14 protein-coding genes are annotated in these 18,473 nt (G+C 70.3%); 13 read left to right on the top strand and 1 reads right to left on the bottom strand.

Translation table 11 applies throughout. The annotated features are described in order from the left end of the window. Positions 1-26 precede the first annotated feature (26 nt). The 11 genes from ACIPVK_RS09255 (at position 27) to ACIPVK_RS09205 (ending at position 13,991) form a co-directional block, all read left to right on the top strand. A complete protein-coding gene (locus tag ACIPVK_RS09255) occupies positions 27-1,358 on the top strand; it encodes a dihydroorotase (RefSeq protein WP_407611684.1) in 1,332 nt (443 codons plus the stop codon). Then, complete coding sequence (locus tag ACIPVK_RS09250) at positions 1,359-1,916, top strand: hypothetical protein (protein ID WP_407611683.1); 558 nt, start codon at positions 1,359-1,361, stop codon at positions 1,914-1,916. After that, the gene (gene carA / locus ACIPVK_RS09245; protein ID WP_407611682.1) at positions 1,913-3,106 is read left to right on the top strand and encodes a glutamine-hydrolyzing carbamoyl-phosphate synthase small subunit; all 1,194 of its coding nucleotides are present in this window, start codon (positions 1,913-1,915) and stop codon (positions 3,104-3,106) included. The genes ACIPVK_RS09250 and carA overlap by 4 nt, the downstream gene beginning before the upstream one ends. Beyond that, a complete protein-coding gene (gene carB / locus ACIPVK_RS09240) occupies positions 3,107-6,451 on the top strand; it encodes a carbamoyl-phosphate synthase large subunit (protein ID WP_407611681.1) in 3,345 nt (1,114 codons plus the stop codon). Next, positions 6,444-7,307 (top strand): orotidine-5'-phosphate decarboxylase, encoded by an 864-nt coding sequence (pyrF, locus tag ACIPVK_RS09235; RefSeq protein WP_407611680.1) that lies wholly within the window; start codon positions 6,444-6,446, stop codon positions 7,305-7,307. The genes carB and pyrF overlap by 8 nt, the downstream gene beginning before the upstream one ends. A gap of 388 nt (positions 7,308-7,695) precedes the next feature. After that, positions 7,696-8,031 (top strand): integration host factor, actinobacterial type, encoded by a 336-nt coding sequence (mihF, locus tag ACIPVK_RS09230; RefSeq protein WP_407611679.1) that lies wholly within the window; start codon positions 7,696-7,698, stop codon positions 8,029-8,031. A gap of 11 nt (positions 8,032-8,042) precedes the next feature. After that, positions 8,043-8,621, top strand: a complete 579-nt coding sequence (gene gmk / locus ACIPVK_RS09225; RefSeq protein WP_407611678.1) for a guanylate kinase — start codon at positions 8,043-8,045, stop codon at positions 8,619-8,621. An 85-nt stretch (positions 8,622-8,706) separates the two neighbouring features. Then, a complete protein-coding gene (gene rpoZ, locus ACIPVK_RS09220) occupies positions 8,707-8,970 on the top strand; it encodes a DNA-directed RNA polymerase subunit omega (RefSeq protein WP_407611677.1) in 264 nt (87 codons plus the stop codon). Positions 8,971-9,077: 107 nt separating this feature from the next. Continuing rightward, the gene (gene coaBC / locus ACIPVK_RS09215; protein WP_407611676.1) at positions 9,078-10,367 is read left to right on the top strand and encodes a bifunctional phosphopantothenoylcysteine decarboxylase/phosphopantothenate--cysteine ligase CoaBC; all 1,290 of its coding nucleotides are present in this window, start codon (positions 9,078-9,080) and stop codon (positions 10,365-10,367) included. Between the two features lie 162 nt (positions 10,368-10,529). After that, complete coding sequence (gene metK / locus ACIPVK_RS09210; protein WP_407611675.1) at positions 10,530-11,735, top strand: methionine adenosyltransferase; 1,206 nt, start codon at positions 10,530-10,532, stop codon at positions 11,733-11,735. A gap of 186 nt (positions 11,736-11,921) precedes the next feature. After that, positions 11,922-13,991 carry a primosomal protein PriA gene (locus ACIPVK_RS09205; RefSeq protein WP_407611674.1) on the top strand — a complete coding sequence of 690 codons (2,070 nt, stop codon included), beginning with the start codon at positions 11,922-11,924 and terminating at the stop codon, positions 13,989-13,991. Positions 13,992-14,015: 24 nt separating this feature from the next. Here the strand turns inward: ACIPVK_RS09205 and ACIPVK_RS09200 are convergent, their stop codons facing one another. Continuing rightward, on the bottom strand, positions 14,016-15,032 hold the full coding sequence (locus ACIPVK_RS09200; protein ID WP_407611673.1) for an alpha/beta fold hydrolase: 1,017 nt from the start codon (positions 15,030-15,032) through the stop codon (positions 14,016-14,018). A 148-nt stretch (positions 15,033-15,180) separates the two neighbouring features. Here ACIPVK_RS09200 and ACIPVK_RS09195 point away from each other — a divergent pair, with 148 nt between their 5' ends. Next, the gene (locus ACIPVK_RS09195; RefSeq protein WP_407611672.1) at positions 15,181-16,884 is read left to right on the top strand and encodes a glycerol-3-phosphate dehydrogenase/oxidase; all 1,704 of its coding nucleotides are present in this window, start codon (positions 15,181-15,183) and stop codon (positions 16,882-16,884) included. A gap of 61 nt (positions 16,885-16,945) precedes the next feature. Continuing rightward, positions 16,946-18,460 (top strand): glycerol kinase GlpK, encoded by a 1,515-nt coding sequence (gene glpK / locus ACIPVK_RS09190; RefSeq protein WP_407611671.1) that lies wholly within the window; start codon positions 16,946-16,948, stop codon positions 18,458-18,460. Positions 18,461-18,473 lie beyond the last annotated feature (13 nt).

Raw genomic sequence — 18,473 nt, 5'->3', positions numbered from 1 at the left:
TTGTCAAGAAACGGGAGCGAATCCTCATGAGCACCACCAACACCTACCTCATCCGCGGCGCCAGGCCGCTGGGCAACGAGGCCAGCGACATCCTCATCCGGGACGGGGTCATCCTCGCCCTCGGCGCCGACGCCGCCACCCACGCCTCCGCGGCCACCGCCACGGTGATCGAGGCCGCCGGCCAGATCGCCCTGCCGGGCCTGGTCGACGTGCACACCCACCTGCGCGAACCTGGCCGCGAGGACGCCGAGACCGTGGAGACCGGCACGCGCGCCGCCTCGCTGGGCGGCTTCACCGCCGTGCACGCCATGGCCAACTCCAACCCCGTGGCGGACACCGCCGGGGTCGTGGAGCAGGTCTGGTCGCTGGGGCGCCGCTCCGGCTGGGTCGACGTGCGCCCCGTCGGCGCGGTCACCGTCGGGCTCGCCGGGAAACAGATGAGCGAGATCGGGGCGATGGCCGACTCGCGCGCACAGGTCCGCGTCTTCTCCGACGACGGCATCTGCGTCTTCGACCCGCTGATCATGCGCCGCGCCCTGGAATACGTGAAGGCGTTCGACGGCGTCGTCGCCCAGCACGCCCAGGAACCGCGCCTCACCGAGGGCGCCCAGATGAACGAGGGCGAGGTCTCCGCGGTGCTCGGCCTGGCCGGCTGGCCCGCCGTCGCCGAGGAATCGATCATCGCCCGCGACGTGCTTTTGGCCGAACACGTCGGCTCCCGCCTGCACGTCTGCCACGTCTCCACCGCCGGGAGCGTCGAGATCATCCGCTGGGCCAAGTCCCGCGGCGTGAACGTCACCGCCGAGGTCACCCCGCACCACCTGCTGCTCACCGACGAACTGGTCAAGAGCTACGACCCGGTCTACAAGGTCAACCCGCCGCTGCGCGCCGAGGCCGACGTCATGGCGCTGCGCGCCGGACTGGCCGACGGCACCATCGACGTCATCGGCACCGACCACGCCCCGCACCCCTCCGAGGCGAAGGAATGCGAGTGGGCCGCCGCCGCCATGGGCATGACCGGGCTGGAGACCGCGCTCTCGGTGGTGCAGCACACCATGATCGAGACCGGGATGATCACCTGGGCCGACTTCGCACGCATCACCTCCACCGCCCCTGCCGCCATCGGCCGCGTCCATGACCAGGGCCGCGACATCGCGGTCGGCGAGCCGGCCAACATCACCCTGGTGGATGCCGACGCCCGCTGGGTCGTGGACCCGTTTGCGATGGCCACCAAGGGGCGCAACTCGCCCTTCAAGGGGCTGGAACTTCCGGGCAAGGTCACCGCCGTGTTCTTCCACGGCCACCCCACGGTGCTGGGCGGAGAGCTGAACACCCCGCGCACCACCGAGGACGCCTAGATGGGCCAGTACGCGGCCGCCGTCTACATCACCCTGGCGATCATCGTGCTGATGGCGGCGCTGATCCTGCTGGGCTGGCGCAACCGCCTGCGCCGGCAGTCCGACGTGCCCGCCCCGGCTGCGGTTCCGCTCGACGCCGACGGCGCACCGGCACTCGGCGCGGCGCTGGGGGAGCCGTCCGAGGGCGTGTACGTGTGCACGACCACCGCCGGGGACTGGCTTGACCGGATCGCCGCGCACCGCCTGGGCATCCGCACCAACGCGGAGATTTCCGTCCACGCCGCGGGCGTGCTGCTGGCCCGCCACGGGGCAGCGGACCTCTTCATCCCCGCCGCGGACCTCACCGGCGTTTCCCGGACCAGCGGCATGGCCGGGAAGTTCGTGGAGAAGGACGGCCTGCTGGTTATCAGCTGGATGCTGGGCACCAAGGCCGTGGACACCGGCTTCCGCCCCCGCTACCACCAAGAACTCCCGGACCTCGCCGCGCGCATCGCCGCGCTGGCAGGCACCGGAACAAACGACACGCAACCACCCGCCGAAACAAAGGAAAACCAGTGACAGCAGTACAGGGAACCGAGCAAGCCCTCTTGGTGCTCGAAGACGGACGGGTTTTCCGCGGCCGTAGCTACGGCGCGATCGGCACCGCCTTGGGCGAAGCGGTCTTCTCCACCGGCATGTCCGGCTACCAGGAGACCCTCACCGACCCCTCCTACGCACGCCAGATCATCGTGCAGACCTTCCCGCACATCGGCAACACCGGGGTCAACGACGACGACGCCGAGTCGACCCGCATCTGGGCCGCCGGCTACGTGGTGCGCGACGCCGCGCGACGCCCCTCCAACTGGCGCGCCCAGCGCAGCCTGGATGAGGAACTGCGCACCTACGAGGTCGTGGGCATCCAGCAGGTCGACACCCGCGCGCTGACCCGCCACCTGCGCGACCGCGGCGCCATGAAGTCCGGCATCTTCTCCGGGGACGCCGCCAAGGCCAGCGTCGAGGAGCTGGTGAAGGCCGTCAACGCGCAGCCGTCCATGGAGGGGCAGAACCTCTCCGAGCTGGTCTCCGTCAAGGAGGCCTACACGGTTGAGCCGAAGGACCACGGCTTCGACGGCGAGGTGGAATTCTCCATCGCCGCGATCGACCTGGGCATCAAGGCGATGACCCCGCAGCGCTTCGCCGAGCGCGGGGTGCGCGTGCACGTGCTGCCCTACAACGCCACCTTCGAGGACATCGGCGCCCTCGGCGCCGACGGCGTGTTCCTCTCCAACGGCCCCGGCGACCCCGCCACCGCGGCCACCCAGGTGGAGCTCGTCCGCCAGGTGCTCGACGCGAAGATCCCGTACTTCGGCATCTGCTTCGGCAACCAGATCCTGGGCCGCGCCCTGGGCTACGGCACCTACAAGCTGCGCTTCGGCCACCGCGGCATCAACCAGCCGGTGCTCGACAAGGCCACCGGCAAGGTGGAGATCACCAGCCAGAACCACGGCTTCGCCGTCGACGCACCGCGCGAGGGCGCCGCGAACGCCCCGCTGGAGCGCTTCGGCCGCGTCGAGGTGTCCCACATCTCGCTCAACGACTCCGTCGTCGAGGGCCTGGCCTGCCTGGACATCCCCGCCTTCTCCGTGCAGTACCACCCGGAGGCGGCCTCCGGCCCGCACGACGCCAGCCACCTGTTCGACAGGTTCATCACCAACATGCGCGCGGCCAAGAACACCGCCGCCACCGCATCCACCCAGGGAGAGAAGTAAATGCCTAAGCGCGAAGACCTCAAGTCGGTCCTGGTCATCGGCTCCGGGCCGATCGTCATTGGCCAGGCAGCCGAGTTCGACTACTCCGGCACCCAGGCGCTGCGGGTGCTCAAGGAGGAGGGCCTGCGGGTCATCCTGGTGAACTCCAACCCCGCCACCATCATGACCGACCCGGAGTTCGCCGACGCCACCTACGTCGAGCCGATCACCCCGGAGGTCGTGGAGAAGATCATCGCCAAGGAACGCCCCGACGCGATCCTGCCGACCCTGGGCGGCCAGACCGCCCTGAACACCGCCATCGCCCTGGACAAGGCCGGCGTGCTGGAAAAGTACAACGTCGAGCTCATCGGCGCGAACATCGAGGCCATCGAACTCGGCGAGGACCGCGAGAAGTTCAAGGGCGTCGTGGAGCGCTGCGGCGCCGAGTCCGCCAAGTCCGTCATCGTGCACACCATGGACCAGGCCTTCGCCGCGGTCGAGGAACTGAACTACCCCGTCGTGGTGCGCCCCTCCTTCACCATGGGCGGGCTCGGCTCGGGCATGGCCTACAACGCCGAGGACCTGCGCCGCATCGCCGGCGCCGGCCTGCAGTACTCGCCGACCACCGAGGTGCTCCTGGAGGAGTCGATCCTCGGCTGGAAGGAGTACGAGCTGGAAATGATGCGCGACAAGAACGACAACGTCGTGGTCATCTGCTCCATCGAGAACTTCGACCCCGTGGGCGTGCACACCGGCGACTCGATCACCGTGGCCCCGGCCATGACCCTGACCGACCGCGAGTACCAGCGCCTGCGCGACATCTCCATCGCGGTCATCCGCGAGGTCGGCGTGGACACCGGCGGCTGCAACATCCAGTTCGCCATCGAGCCGGACACCGGCCGCATCGTGGTCATCGAAATGAACCCGCGTGTCTCGCGCTCCTCCGCGCTGGCCTCCAAGGCCACCGGCTTCGCCATCGCGAAGATCGCCACCAAGCTCTCGCTGGGCTACACGCTGGACGAGATCCCGAACGACATCACGCTCAAGACCCCGGCGGCCTTCGAGCCGGCCCTGGACTACGTCGTGGTGAAGGTCCCGCGCTTCGCCTTCGAGAAGTTCCCGGCCGCCGACGCGACGCTGACCACCACCATGAAGTCCGTCGGCGAGGCCATGGCCATCGGCCGCAACTTCACCGAGGCCCTGCAGAAGGCCCTGCGCTCCCTGGAGCAAAAGGGCAGCGAGATCGCGTTCGACAAGCCCATGGACTTCGAGATCGAGCAGCTGCTCGAGGACTCGGTCAAGGGCTCGACCGACCGCTTGTACAACGTGCAGCGCGCGCTGCTCGGCGGGGCCAGCATCGAGCAGGTCTTCGAGAAGACCGCCATCGACCCGTGGTACCTGGACCAGCTGGTGCTGATCAACGAGACCGCCGCGATGATCCGCTCCAACCCGGACCTCAACGCGGACGTGCTGCGCGAGGCCAAGCGCCACGGCTTCTCCGACGCGCAGATCGCGAAGCTGACCAACAAGACCGAGGCCGTGGTGCGCGGGATCCGCCACGCGCTGGGCATCCGCCCGGTGTTCAAGACCGTCGACACCTGCGCCGCCGAGTTCGAGGCCTTCACCCCGTACCACTACTCCTCCTACGACGAGGAGACCGAGGTCGCGCTGCACGAGAAGCCCTCGGTCATCATCCTGGGCTCGGGTCCGAACCGCATCGGCCAGGGCATCGAGTTCGACTACTCCTGCGTGCACGCCACCATGGCGCTGCGCAATGCCGGGTACGAGACCGTCATGGTCAACTGCAACCCGGAAACCGTCTCCACCGACTACGACGTCTCCACCCGCCTGTACTTCGAGCCGCTGACGCTCGAGGACGTGCTGGAGGTCATCCACGCGGAGGAATCCACCGGCGGGGTGCTCGGCGTGTTTGTGCAGCTCGGCGGCCAGACCCCGCTGAAGCTCGCACAGGAACTGGCCGACGCCGGCGTCCCGATCCTGGGCACCAGCCCCGAGGCCATCGACCTGGCCGAGCACCGCGGCGCCTTCCAGCGCGTGCTGGATGCCGGCGGGCTGATCGCCCCGAAGAACGGCACCGCCGTCTCCTTCGAGGAGGCCAAGCGCATCGCCGACGAGATCGGCTACCCGGTCCTGGTCCGCCCGTCCTACGTCTTGGGCGGCCGCGGCATGGAGATCGTGTACGACGAGGCCAACCTCGCCCGCTACATCACCAACGCCACGGAGATCACCGCCGACCACCCGGTGCTGGTGGACCGCTTCCTCGAGGACGCCATCGAGATCGACGTCGACGCCCTGTTCGACGGCACCGACCTCTACGTCGGCGGCATCATGGAGCACATCGAGGAGGCCGGCATCCACTCCGGAGACTCCGCCTGCGTGCTGCCCCCCATCACCCTGGGCCAGGACGTGCGCGACCGCGTGGTCGCCGCCACCCGCGCCATCGCCGAGGGCGTGGGCGTGCGCGGGCTGATCAACATCCAGTTCGCGCTGGCAAGCGACGTGCTCTACGTGATCGAGGCGAACCCGCGCGCCAGCCGCACCGTGCCGTTCACCTCCAAGGCCACCGGCGTGCAGCTGGCCAAGGCCGCGGCGATGATCGGGGTCGGCGTGTCCATCAAGCACCTGCGCAGCGTGCACCACATGCTGCCGGAGTCCGGCGACGGGGCCAACCTGCCCGAGGGCGCACCGGTCTCGGTGAAGGAAGCAGTGCTTCCCTTCGCCCGCTTCCGCACCCCGGAGGGCAAGGTCGTCGACTCGCTGCTCGGCCCGGAAATGCGCTCCACCGGCGAGGTCATGGGCATCGACAAGTACTTCGACACCGCCTTCGCCAAGTCCCAGGCCGCGGCCAACAACCCGCTGCCGACCAAGGGCAAGGTCTTCGTCTCGGTGGCCAACCGCGACAAGCGCTCGATCGTGATCCCGGTCAAGCACCTGGCCGACATCGGGTTCGAGATCATCTCCACCGGCGGCACCGCCGAGGTGCTGCGCCGCAACGGCATCCCCTCCACCGTGGTCCGCAAGGTCCGCGAGGGCTCGGCCGAGGGCGAGTCCAACATCGTCGACCTGATCACCGAGGGCGAGATCGCCATGATCCTGAACACCCCCTCGGGCGGCGAGGCACGCGGTGACGGCTACGAGATCCGCGCCGCGGCCGTCTCGGTGGGCACCCCGATCATCACCACGGTGGCCGAGTTCGGCGCCGCGATCCAGGCGATCGACGCGATGCGCCACTTCGAATGGACCGTCACCTCGCTGCAGGAGCACGCCAAGACCCTGCAGGCAGCCGGCGTGGCCGAGGCCGCCTCGGCGACGGCAGCCGCGAACAAGGACGGCGCCAATGCCTAGCGCGGCCGCGCGGGCGGCCGCGGCGGCCGCCCGCGCCCCCTTCGGGGAGCGCCTGGCCGCGGCCATGGCCGAGCACGGCCCGCTGTGCGTGGGCATCGACCCGCACCCGGGGCTGCTGGAGGCCTGGGGGCTTGAGGACGACGTGCACGGGCTGCGCAGCTTCTCGCTGACCGTGGTCGAGGCCCTGGCCGGGCACGTCGCGGCGCTCAAGCCGCAGGTGGCGCTGTACGAGCGCCACGGCTCGCGTGGACTGGCGGTGCTGGAGGAAACCCTGGCGCTGTGCGCACAGGGCCGCGTGCTGTCCATCGCGGACGCCAAGCGCGGGGACATCGGCTCCACCATGGCCGCCTACGCGGACGCCTGGCTGGGGGAGGGCAGCCCGCTGGCCGCCGACGCCGTGACGCTGAGCCCCTACCTGGGCTACGGGTCGCTGCGCCCGGCGCTTGACCTCGCGGCGGCCACCGGCCGCGGCGTGTTCGTGCTGGGACTGACCTCCAACCCGGAGGGCAAGTCCGTGCAGCACGTCGGCGGTGCCGACTCCGTGGCCAAGGGAATCATCGACGCGGTCGCGGCGGAAAACGCCGGCGCGGCCCCGTTCGGGTCCACCGGCCTGGTCATCGGCGCCACCGTCGGTTCGGCGCTCGAGGAACTGGGCATCGACCTGGCCGCCTCCCACGCCCCGATCCTGGCCCCGGGCCTCGGTGCCCAGGGCGCCACCGGCGCGGACATGAAGGCCTCCTTCGGGGCGTTCTGGCCGCAGGTGCTCGGCACCTCCAGCCGCGACGTGCTCAAGGCGGGCCCCGATGCCGGCGCCCTGCGCGACGCCGCGGCGGCGACGCGGGATTCGCTGCTCTAGGCAAGGCCCCGGCGGACACCGGATTTCCGGATGTCTTCAGGCCCCCGGCGCAACCCTCACGGGTCGCGCCGGGGGCCTCGTCGTCCCTCCGGGGAACCGTCAGCGGTCCCGAAACGGCCCCGGCGGGCCCCCTTTCGCCCCCGGACGGAGTCCCCGACGCATCGATGCATGTGGGGCCCGCATCCGGCAGGAACTGCCGATGGAAGATGATCTTGCTTACACCTGCCGCCCCACAACTCGCCCAATGACCGGAATTAGCCCTCCGTTCACGCATTAGTGGTAGCCACAGCACGATTAACCATTGCATCGGGGCCCATCATTCGTTATCTTCAGTTCAGGGCTTGTTGCCCTGGTGCTTGACCCAATAGATGGAATGGCGGCAAAAGGCATGGTACTGCGAGAACTCTCGGACGAGGATCGTATTCGCGCGCGGGCAAAGGCGCTGGCTGCCCGCACGCGCAGGGCCGAAATCAAGAACCAGTTCGGCACCGGCAAGCTGGGAATCAACGAACTCCTGGACCTGGTTCCCCACGACGAGGCCATCGGCAGGCTCCGGGTCATGGACCTGCTGGAGTCGGTCCCGGGCGTCGGCGAGATCCGGGCACACACGCTTATCGATAGACTAGGCATCTCACCCAGCCGGCGCCTGCGCGGACTGGGGCGCAAACAGCGCATCGCATTGGTGGATCATTTCCAGCAATCGCCACCCAAAACGAAAGAGTAACGAAGCACACCATGACGGTTAGCCCCCACCCCGCGGTCACAGTCCTCGCCGGTCCCACGGCCGTAGGGAAGGGAACGATCTCCACCTACATTCGCGACAACTACCCCCAGGTGTGGCTCTCGGTCTCCGCCACGACGCGCAACCCGCGCCCGGGCGAGGTCGACGGCGTGCACTACTTCTTCGTGGGGCCGGAAAAGTTCGGGGAACTGGTCAACGACGGGGAAATGCTCGAGTGGGCCGTCGTGCACGGGCAGAACAGCTACGGCACCATCCGCACCAAGGTCGAGGAGGCGGTGGCCGCGGGGAAGCGGGTGCTGCTGGAGATCGACCTGCAGGGTGCGCGCCAGGTCAAGGAGAACCTGCCGGACGCGACATTCGTGTTCCTGGCCCCTCCGAGCTGGGACGAACTGGTGCGCCGACTGGTGGGCCGCGGCACCGAAACCCCCGAGGAGCAGCAGCGTCGGCTGGAAACCGCTAAACTGGAGCTTGCCGCGGAATCGGAATTTGACGTGACCATCGTCAACGACGACATTTCGCGGGCCGCAAACGAGCTGGTGACCCTCATGGGGTTGACCCCGCACGCACGCTAAAAAACTTTTGTGTAAGGCCCGCCGGGTCCCCGGCGGATGCAGTACCCATACGTCTTGATCCACCAACTAGTTATTTGGAGGCTTCGTGAACACGAACCTTGAAGGCATCATCAGCCCGTCCATCGACTCGCTGCTGACCACCACCGATTCGAAGTACGCATTGGTGATCAACTCCGCCAAGCGCGCACGCCAGATCAACGCGTACTACGCACAGCTGCACGAGGGCCTCTTCGAGTACGTCGGCCCGCTGGTCGACACCCGCCTGAACGAGAAGCCGCTGTCCATCGCGCTGCGCGAAATCAACGACGGCATGCTCAACGTCACGAAGATCGAGGAAGCCGCCGAGTAGCCACTCGGCCGCAAACGATTACACCGCGTGGGTGCCGGCGCACCCGGGGGCTTGGCCATACCGGCCCGCCCGGGCCGGCGCCACGCACTAACGCATCGGTGGTAGCAGTGAAGCGCATTGTCCTAGGCGTATCCGCAGGGATCGCCGCCTACAAGGCAGCTTTGCTGCTACGGCTGTTTAAGGAGGCCGGCCACCAGGTCGACGTCATCCCCACGGCCGCCTCGCTCGAGTTCGTCGGCATCGCGACCTGGGAGGCGTTGAGCGGCCGGCCCGTGCGCACCTCGGTCTTCGAGGCCGTGGACACCGTCAACCACGTCCGCCTCGGGCAGGAAGCCGACCTGGTGCTCATCGCGCCGGCCACGGCCGACGTGATGGCGCGGGCCGCGGCCGGGATGGCCAACGACCTGCTCACCGGCACCCTGCTGGCAACCGGCGCCCCGGTGGTCATGGCCCCGGCCATGCACACCGAAATGTGGGAGCACCCCGCAACGGTCGCCAACGTCGCGACGCTGCGCAGCCGCGGCGTGCACGTGATCGAGCCCGCCGTCGGGCGCCTCACGGGCAAGGACTCCGGGGCCGGGCGTTTCCCCGAACCCGAGGACATCTTCGCCGCAGTGGCCCCCTACCTCGAGGGTGCATCCGGCCTGTCGGACGACGACGCGCCATTCGCGACTGAAGCCGTAGCAACCGCAGCCGGGCCGCTGGCCGGGAAGACCATCGCGATATCCGCCGGAGGCACCCGCGAGCCGCTGGACCCGGTGCGCTACCTGGGCAACCGGTCCTCGGGCCGGCAGGGCATCGCCCTGGCCAAGGCCGCCCTCGCCGCCGGCGCCACCGTTCGCTTCGTCGCCGCCCACATGGACCTGCCGGCACCCGCCGGCGTGGAACTGAGCACCGCCTCCACCGCCCGGCAACTTCAGGGCGCCGTGACCGAGGCCGCCCGCGGCGCCGACGTGCTGGTCATGAGCGCCGCCGTCGCCGACTTCCGCCCGGCCGAATACGTGGACTCTAAGATCAAGAAGTCCGACGAACACGCCGACCCGGTGATCACCTTGGTGCGCAACCCCGACATCCTGGCCACCCTGGTCGCCGACCGCGCCGCGGAGGGCACGGCCGGGGACCTGCCGCCGCTGATCGTGGGCTTCGCCGCGGAAACCGGCGACGCCGAATCCAGCGTGCTGGCATACGGGGCCGCCAAGCTGGCGCGCAAGGGCTGCGAGATGCTGGTCGTCAACGAGGTGGGGGAGAACCTGACCTTCGGGACCGACGAGAACTCGGTGACCATCCTCTTCGCCGACGGCACCGAGGCCGTGCACGCCTCCGGGTCCAAGGACGCGGTCGCCGAGGCCGTCATCGCGGCCGTCGCCCGCGAACTGGCCCCCGCCCGGCAGCGCTGAGGGGCCCCGGCGCCGGGGCATGGAGTCAAGTCAGCTTCCGGGCGGCGTCATGGAGCGCTGCGGTGCGCCACGAATCGTCATCATGACGGTGTGGCCACTTCCACATGACCTCGCCGTTCCGCCGAACTGACCGGCGCGGGCACTTACCGGTAGAGTGGCACAGTGACTTTAGAATCCCCGCAGCTACGCCTCTTCACCTCCGAATCGGTTACGGAGGGCCACCCGGACAAGATCTGTGACCAGATCTCCGACGCCATCCTCGACGCCATGTTGGCCCAGGACCCCAACTCCCGGGTTGCCGTGGAGACCTTGACCACCACCGGGCTGGTGCACGTGGCGGGCGAGGTGACCACCGACGGGTACGTGGAGATCCCGGAGATCGTGCGCCGCACCATCCTGGACATCGGCTACGACTCCTCGGCCAACGGCTTCGACGGCGCGCGCTGCGGCGTGTCGGTGTCCATCGGGCAGCAGTCCCAGGAGATCTCCGACGGCGTCTTCAACTCGCTGGAGGTCCGCGAGGGCACCGCCGTGGACCCGCGCGACGCCCAGGGCGCCGGCGACCAGGGCCTGATGTTCGGCTACGCGTCGGACGAGACCGCCACGCTGATGCCCACCCCGATCCACCTGGCGCACCGCCTCTCCGAGCGGCTGACCCAGGTGCGCAAGGACGGCACGCTGTCCCTGTTGCGCCCCGACGGCAAGACCCAGGTCACCGTCGGCTACGACGGGGACACCCCGGTCTCCGTGCAGACCATCGTGGTTTCCTCGCAGCACGCCTCCGAGTTCTCGCTGGAGGACCTCAAGGACGGCCTGCTGGCCGAGGTCGTCAACCCGGTGCTCGCGGGCACGGGGCTGGACACCTCCGAGACCCGCATCATCCTGAACCCCTCGGGCCCCTTCATCATCGGCGGACCGGTCGGCGACGCCGGGCTGACCGGCCGCAAGATCATCGTCGACACCTACGGCGGCTACGCCCGCCACGGTGGCGGCGCCTTCTCCGGCAAGGATCCCTCGAAGGTCGACCGCTCGGCCGCCTACGCCATGCGCTGGGTTGCCAAGAACGTGGTCGCCGCCGGTCTTGCCCGGCGTGTCGAGGTCCAGGTCGCCTACGCCATCGGCGTGGCGCGCCCGGTGGGCCTGTACGTGGAGACCTTCGGCACCGAGACCGTGGACCCGGCGAAGATCACCGCCGCGATCAACGAGATCTTCGACCTGCGCCCGCTGGGCATCATCGAGGACCTGGACCTCAAGCGCCCGATCTACCAGAAGACCGCCGCGCACGGCCACTTCGGCCGCGAGGAAGCGGACTTCACCTGGGAGAACCTGGACCGCGTCGACGCGCTGAAGGCGTACTTCAACGCCTAGGGTCCTCTTGGGGCCGGATCCTGTTCCGGGCATCGGGTGCCGCGGCCGCGAGGCGATGCGGCACCCGATGCGCGCTTAAGCCCGCCGCGCGTCGGGCGTTCCCGGAGGCCGCCCGTTTACGGGCGGGGATGGCCGGCCGGGCGGAGGTAGTGTAATTCTCAAGGTGTTCTAGGGGAGGTGTGGTGCGTGGAAAAGTCGGCTCAGCCCTCGTTGCTGGCGGGCTTCGACCTGTCCGCACCATTGCCCGGCATCCCGAACATGGCCAGCGAATTGCCGGTCGCCCGGGTCGTGATCGACTCCGCCGTCCCGCACCTGGACCGCCCCTTCGACTATCTGGTGCCCGCCGAACTCGACGAGGCCGCGCAGCCGGGCGTCAGGGTCAAGGTCCGCTTCGGCGGGCAGGAACTTGCCGGATTCCTCACCGAGCGGCTCGAGCACTCCGATCCCGGGATCAAGCTGCAGCCGCTGCGCACCGTGGTCTCCCCGGAGGTCGTCCTCTCCGCCGAGGTCCTCGCCGTGGCCCGGGCCGTGGCCGAACGCTATGCCGGCGGGGTGTGGGACGTGCTGCGCTCGGCCGTCCCGGCGCGCATGGCCCGGGTGGAGACCGAGAAGCCGGCCGCCGGCGAGTCCACGCCGGATGCGCCGGACGAGACCGACGCCGACGCGGTGGAAAAGACCGCGGCCGAACCGTCCGCGGCCCTGCTCTCGGAGTACCACGGGGGAGCCGAATACGCCCGGGCGCTGCGCGCCGGGGACTCGCCGCGCGCCGTGCTCTCCGCGGTGCCCAACCGGCCCGGGGACTGGCCGGCGCTGCTGCTCGAGGCGGCCGAACTGGTCCTGGCCTCCGGACGGGGCGTGCTCATCGTGCTCCCCGACGCCCGTGACCTCACCCGGCTCTGCGCCACCCTGGACGAGCGCATCGGCGCGAACGCCTACGCCCGGCTCAGCGCCGAGGACGGGGCGACCCCCCGCTACCGCAACTTCCTGCGTGTCGCGCGCGGGCAGGCCCGGCTGGTCGTCGGCACCCGCAACGCGGCCTTTGCCCCGGTGAAGGACCTGGGCCTGGCGATCATCTGGGACGACGCGGACAATTCGCACGCCGAACCGCGCGCCCCCTACCACCACGCCCGCGAGGTGCTGCTGCTGCGCTGCGGAATCGAGAACGCCGGGCTGCTGCTGGCGGCCCCCGGACGCAGCGCCGAGGCCCAGCGGCTGGTCCGCAGCGGCTGGGCGCAGGAACTGGGCGCGAACCGTCAGTTGCTGCGCGCCCATGCGCCCCGGGTCATCGCCGCCTCCGACGAGTTCGAGGCCGACCGCGACCCGATGCTGCACGCCGCGCGTCTGCCCGCAGCCGCCTGGCGCGAGGCCAAGGCCGCGCTGGCGCACGGGCCGGTGCTGGTGCAGGTCGCGCGCACCGGGTTCATGCCCGCGCTGCGCTGCGAACGCTGCCGCACCCCGGCACGCTGCTCCGCCTGCAACGGCCCGCTGGCCCTGGACGACGCCCGCGGGGCGCCTGCCTGCGGCTGGTGCGGGCTGGTGGCCAACGCCTGGAACTGTGTCGAATGCGGATTCATGCGGCTGCGCGCCGCGTCCATCGGCGCGGACCGCACCGCCGAGGAGCTGGGCCGCGCCTTCCCCAACATCAAGGTGGTCGCGGCCACCGGCGCCAAACCGCTGTACACGGTGCCGGCCACCCCGGCGCTGGTGGTGGCGACCCCGGGCGCCGAGCCGGTGGCGGAGAACGGGTACGCCGCGGTGCTGCTGCTGGACGGGGACCGGATGATGTCCCGCGAAGGGCTGCGCACCGGCGAGGAGGTGCTCAACCGCTGGATGGGCGCCGCGCACCTGGCCCGCGGGCGCGATGCGGCCGCCGGGCGCCCGGGCGGCGGCACCGTGGTGGTCGCCGGCGAGCCGGGGGAGCCGATGCGTGCCCTGGTGCGCTTCGACGCCGCGGCCTACGCCGAGGCCGAACTCGACGAGCGGCGCGCCCTGGGCCTGCCCCCCGCGGTGCGCACCGCCATGGTCAAGGGGCCGGCGGCGGCGGCCGACAAGTTCATGGCGGCCCTGGAGGTGGGCGAGGAGGTGCGCCGGCACGGGCCGGTGTTGCTGGGGGAGGGCGAGCACCGCTGGCTGCTGTTCTTCACCTACGCCCAGGGCCCTGCTGTCACCGCGGCCCTGCGTGCCCTGCGCGCCACCTTCAGCGCGGCGAAGGAACCGGTCGTCTCGATCCGCATCGACCCGGACGGCGTCCTCTAGGCCCGTCTGACCGTCGGGCCGGGGCTATGGTGCGTCCGGCAGGCCCTTGCTGGCGTACGTCGTGCGCGGCATGCCCCGCGGCACCCAGGGGTGCTCCGCGGCCAGGAACTCCTCGATGAGCGAGGCGGCCTCGTCGGCCTTTTCGTAGTGGATCAGGTGCCCGACGTCCCCGATGACCCGCATCCGCGCCCGCGGGAAGGTGCGGGCCAGCGAACGCTGGGCCTTCACCGACCCGAGCTCGTCCTGCTCGCCGATGACCAGCAGCACGGGTTCGTTGATGCGTGCCGCGACATCGCGCACCGTCGCGGTGATCGAGGAGGCGTAGGCCTCGCGCAGGGTGGAGCGCGAGGTGAAGCGGGAGAAATAGCGGCGGTGCTGGTCAAAGACGTAGGCGCGCATCTTCGGGTCCCGGGACTTGAGCATCGCCAGCGACATCACGTCGGTGATGAACCGCGAACGCAGCAGCGCCTCGCCCAGCGGGGCGGGCAGCCGTTCCCCGGCGGCGTAGTAGGCCCCGGCCGCCCGGGACATCGCGGCCTGGCTGCCCTCGAGCGCCGGCTCGCAGATCGGGTTGATGAGCACCAGCTGCGCAAAGGCGCCGGGGTGCCGGGAAAGGTACGTCGCGGCGACGATGGTGCCGAAGGAATGACCCAAAAGGATGGTGTCGGGTCCCAGGGACAGCTGCCCACGCAGCGCGCCGATGACCTCGCCGTAGCCTGCCACGTCGTGGCGCGGTGCGGCCGCGGCAGTGTCGGCCACCGGCGCGCCGGGTGCCGACACGCCGGAAGGCGGGATCGATTCACCGGCGAAGGGCGTCGAGTCGCCGAAGCCGGGCAAGTCCGGCACGATGATCGTGAAGCCCGGCAGCCGGTCGACGATGCGGGCCAGGCCGTGGTGGTCGCCGCGGAAGCCGTGCACCGCCAGGATGACGCCGCGGCAGGGGCCCACGGCCGGGTAGGTCCAGGTGGACACCCGCGCGCCGTGGACGTGGTGGATGCTTTTCAGGGCGCGGCGCTGGGCGTGCGGCGGGGTCGGGAGCATGCCTCCAGCCTATCCCGCGGCGCCGGTTCGGCAACGATTCGCCTACGCTTCACCTGAGCCTCTAGGCGGCGGCGCCGGCACCCGGGTACTGTCGGTAAGACCATGTGAAGCACGCTTTACCCCCGCACCACCGAAGGATGGCCACACCGTGGAAGCCGCAGCGTCCCCCCGATCCGCACTGGCCGCATTGCGCGAGCGGCCCGGCGCCAAGGTGCTCATCGTCGGCGGGGGAATCAACGGGGTGGCGACCTTCCGCCACCTGGCGCTGCAGGGCGTCGACGTGGCGCTGGTGGAACGCGGCGACTACTGCCAAGGTGCCTCGGGCGCATCCTCGCACATGATCCACGGCGGCATCCGCTACCTGGAGAACGGGGAGTTCCGCCTGGTCCACGAGGCCGTGCGGGAACGCAACGCGTTGCTGGACATCGCCCCGCACTACGTCAAGCCGCTGCGCACCACCGTCCCGATCTTCTCCACCTTCTCCGGGCTGCTGGCCGCGCCCCTGCGCTTCGTGACCCACAAGCCCGGCCTGCGGGCCGAGCGCGGGGCGGTGCTGATCAAGATCGGCTTGGTCATGTACGACGTGTTCGCCGGGCCCATCGGCCGCAACACCCCTTGGCACCGCTTCCGCGGGGCCAAGGCCTCCCTCGCGGTGCTCCCGAAGCTGCGGGCGGACGTGAAGTACACCGCCACCTACTTCGACGCCTCGGTGCACAACCCCGAACGGCTCACCCTGGACGTGCTGCGCGACGGGTTGGAGGCCAACGCGAACGCGCGGGCCAGCAACTACGTGGCGCTCGTGGGCCACGGCGAGCGCGGGGCGCGGCTGCGCGACGAGCTCACCGGGGAGGAGTTCGACTTCGACGCGCAGGTCATCGTCAACGCGACCGGCGCCTGGGTGGACCAAACCAATGCGGCGATCGGCACACCCAGCCGCTTCATGGGCGGGACCAAGGGCAGCCACATCGTGCTGGAGCACCCCGAGCTGCTGGCCGCCTGCGACGGGCGGGAGATCTTCTTCGAGCATTCCGACGGGCGCATCGTGCTGATCTACCCGCTGGGGGACCGGGTGCTGGTGGGCACCACCGACATCGACGCGGACATGGACGAACCAGCCCGCTGCACCGATGCGGAAGTCGCGTACTTCTTCGAGCTCATCGGCCACGTCTTCCCCTCCATCCCGGTTCGCGAGCAGCACATCGTCTACCGGTTCTCCGGGGTCCGCCCGCTGCCGAGCCACGACGACACCGCCCCGGGCTTCGTCTCGCGCGACTACCGCATCGAGCACACCCGGCTGCCCGGCGGCACCCCGATGCTGTCCCTGGTGGGCGGGAAATGGACGACGTTCCGCGCCCTGGGCCGGACCCTGGGCAACAAGGTGCTCACCGAGCTCGGCCTCTCCCCGGCCCCCGGCACCCGGAAGCCCATCGGCGGGGGACGGGACTACCCCGGGACCCCGGCCGCGCTGGAGGCCTGGTACGCCCGGCGCGCGCACCTGGCCCCGCGGGCCCGGCTCGAAGTGCTGCTGCAGCGCTACGGCACCCGCGCCGACGCGGTGCTCGAGTACATCGGCCCGCATGATGCGACGCTGCCGGGCTGCCCCGAACTCTCCGCGGCCGAGGTGCGCTACCTTGGCGCGCACGAGCAGGTCGGCACCCTGGCCGACGTGTTCATCCGCCGCACCTCCCTGGCCTTCCGCGGGCTGGTCACCGAGGCGCTGCTGGCCCAGGTGGCCGAGGCGCTGGCGCCGGTGCTCGGCTGGGACGGAGCCCACACCGCGGCGCAGGTCCAGGAGTGCCGGCGCGTGCTGGCCGAGGAGCACGGGGCAAAGCTGTCCCTGAGCAACGCCTAGCGCCTGCCGCCCCCGCACCCCGCTGACCTCCGACCGAAGGGCCCCGTTGAAAGGCACCGACATGAACAAGTACGTCATCGCGATCGACCAGGGCACCACCAGTTCCCGGGCCATCGTCTTCGACCATGCCGGCACCCCGGTGTCCTCCGGGCAGCTGGAACACCGACAGATCTTCGAGCACCCCGGGTGGGTGGAGCACGACGCGGGCGAGATCTGGCGCCACGTCCGCGAGGTCATCGCGGTCGCGCTGGCCGGCGGCAACCTCACCCGGCACGACATCGCCGCGGTCGGCATCACCAACCAGCGCGAAACCACCGTGGTGTGGGACAGGCACACCGGGGAGCCGGTGGCCAACGCCATCGTCTGGCAGGACACCCGCACCCGGGACATCGTCGATGAGCTGGCCGCCGACGGCGGGACGGACCGCTACAAGGAACGCACGGGGCTGCCGCTGGCCCCCTACTTCTCCGGCACCAAGCTCAAGTGGATCCTGGAAAACGTCCCGGGGGTGCGGGAGCGCGCCGAGGCCGGGGACCTGCTCTTCGGCACCACCGACACCTGGGTCACCTGGAACCTGACCGGCGGGACGAAGGGCGGGGTGCACGTCACCGACGTCACCAACGCCTCGCGCACCCTGTTCATGGCCCTGGCCACGCTCCGGTGGGACGAAGAAATCCTCGCGGACTTCGGGATCCCGCGTTCCATGCTGCCTCAGATCAGGTCCTCCTCGGAGGTGTACGGGCAGGTCCACTCCTCCCAGCTTTTGCGCGGGGTGCCGGTGGCCGGGATCCTGGGGGACCAGCAGGCCGCCACGTTCGGGCAGGCCGCGTTCGGCGAAGGCGGCGCGAAGAACACCTATGGCACCGGCTGCTTCCTGGTCTTCAACACCGGGGAGCGGATCGTGGCGTCGGAGAACGGATTGATCACCACCGTGGCCTACAAGCTCGGCGACGCGGCCCCGGTCTACGCGCTGGAGGGCTCCATCGCGGTGGCCGGCTCGCTGGTGCAGTGGCTGCGCGACAACCTCGGCATGATCTCCACCGCCGCCGAGGTGGAGGAGCTGGCCGCCGGCGTGCCGGACAACGGCGGGGTGTACATCGTCCCGGCCTTCTCCGGGCTGTTCGCCCCGCACTGGCGGGCCGACGCGCGCGGGGTGATCGTCGGATTGACCCGCTTTGCCGACAAGCGGCACATTGCCCGCGCGGCGCTGGAGGCCACGGCCTTCCAGGTCCGCGAGGTGCTCGACGCGGTGAATGCCGATGCGAAGGTGCCGCTGAAGGAGCTGCGCGTCGATGGCGGCATGGTGGCCAACGACGCGCTGATGCAGTTCCAGGCCGACGTGCTGGGGGTCCCGGTGATCCGCCCGAAGGTCACCGAGACCACCGCGCTGGGCGCCGCCTATGCCGCGGGCCTTGCCGTGGGGTTCTGGAAGGACCTGGGGGAGCTGGGCTCGAACTGGTCCGAGGACAAGCGGTGGGAGCCGGCGATGGAGGCGGGCGAACGCGATCGGCAGCTGCGCCTGTGGAAGAAGGCCGTCACCCGCACCTTCGACTGGGTCGACGACGACGTGCGCTAGGCCACAGGGGCAC

Origin of the sequence: Paeniglutamicibacter sp. MACA_103 (assembly GCF_045798555.1) — a bacterium.
In the GTDB taxonomy this organism is placed as follows: Bacteria; Actinomycetota; Actinomycetes; order Actinomycetales; family Micrococcaceae; genus Paeniglutamicibacter.
This window is presented reverse-complemented; position numbering and strand designations above follow the sequence as displayed.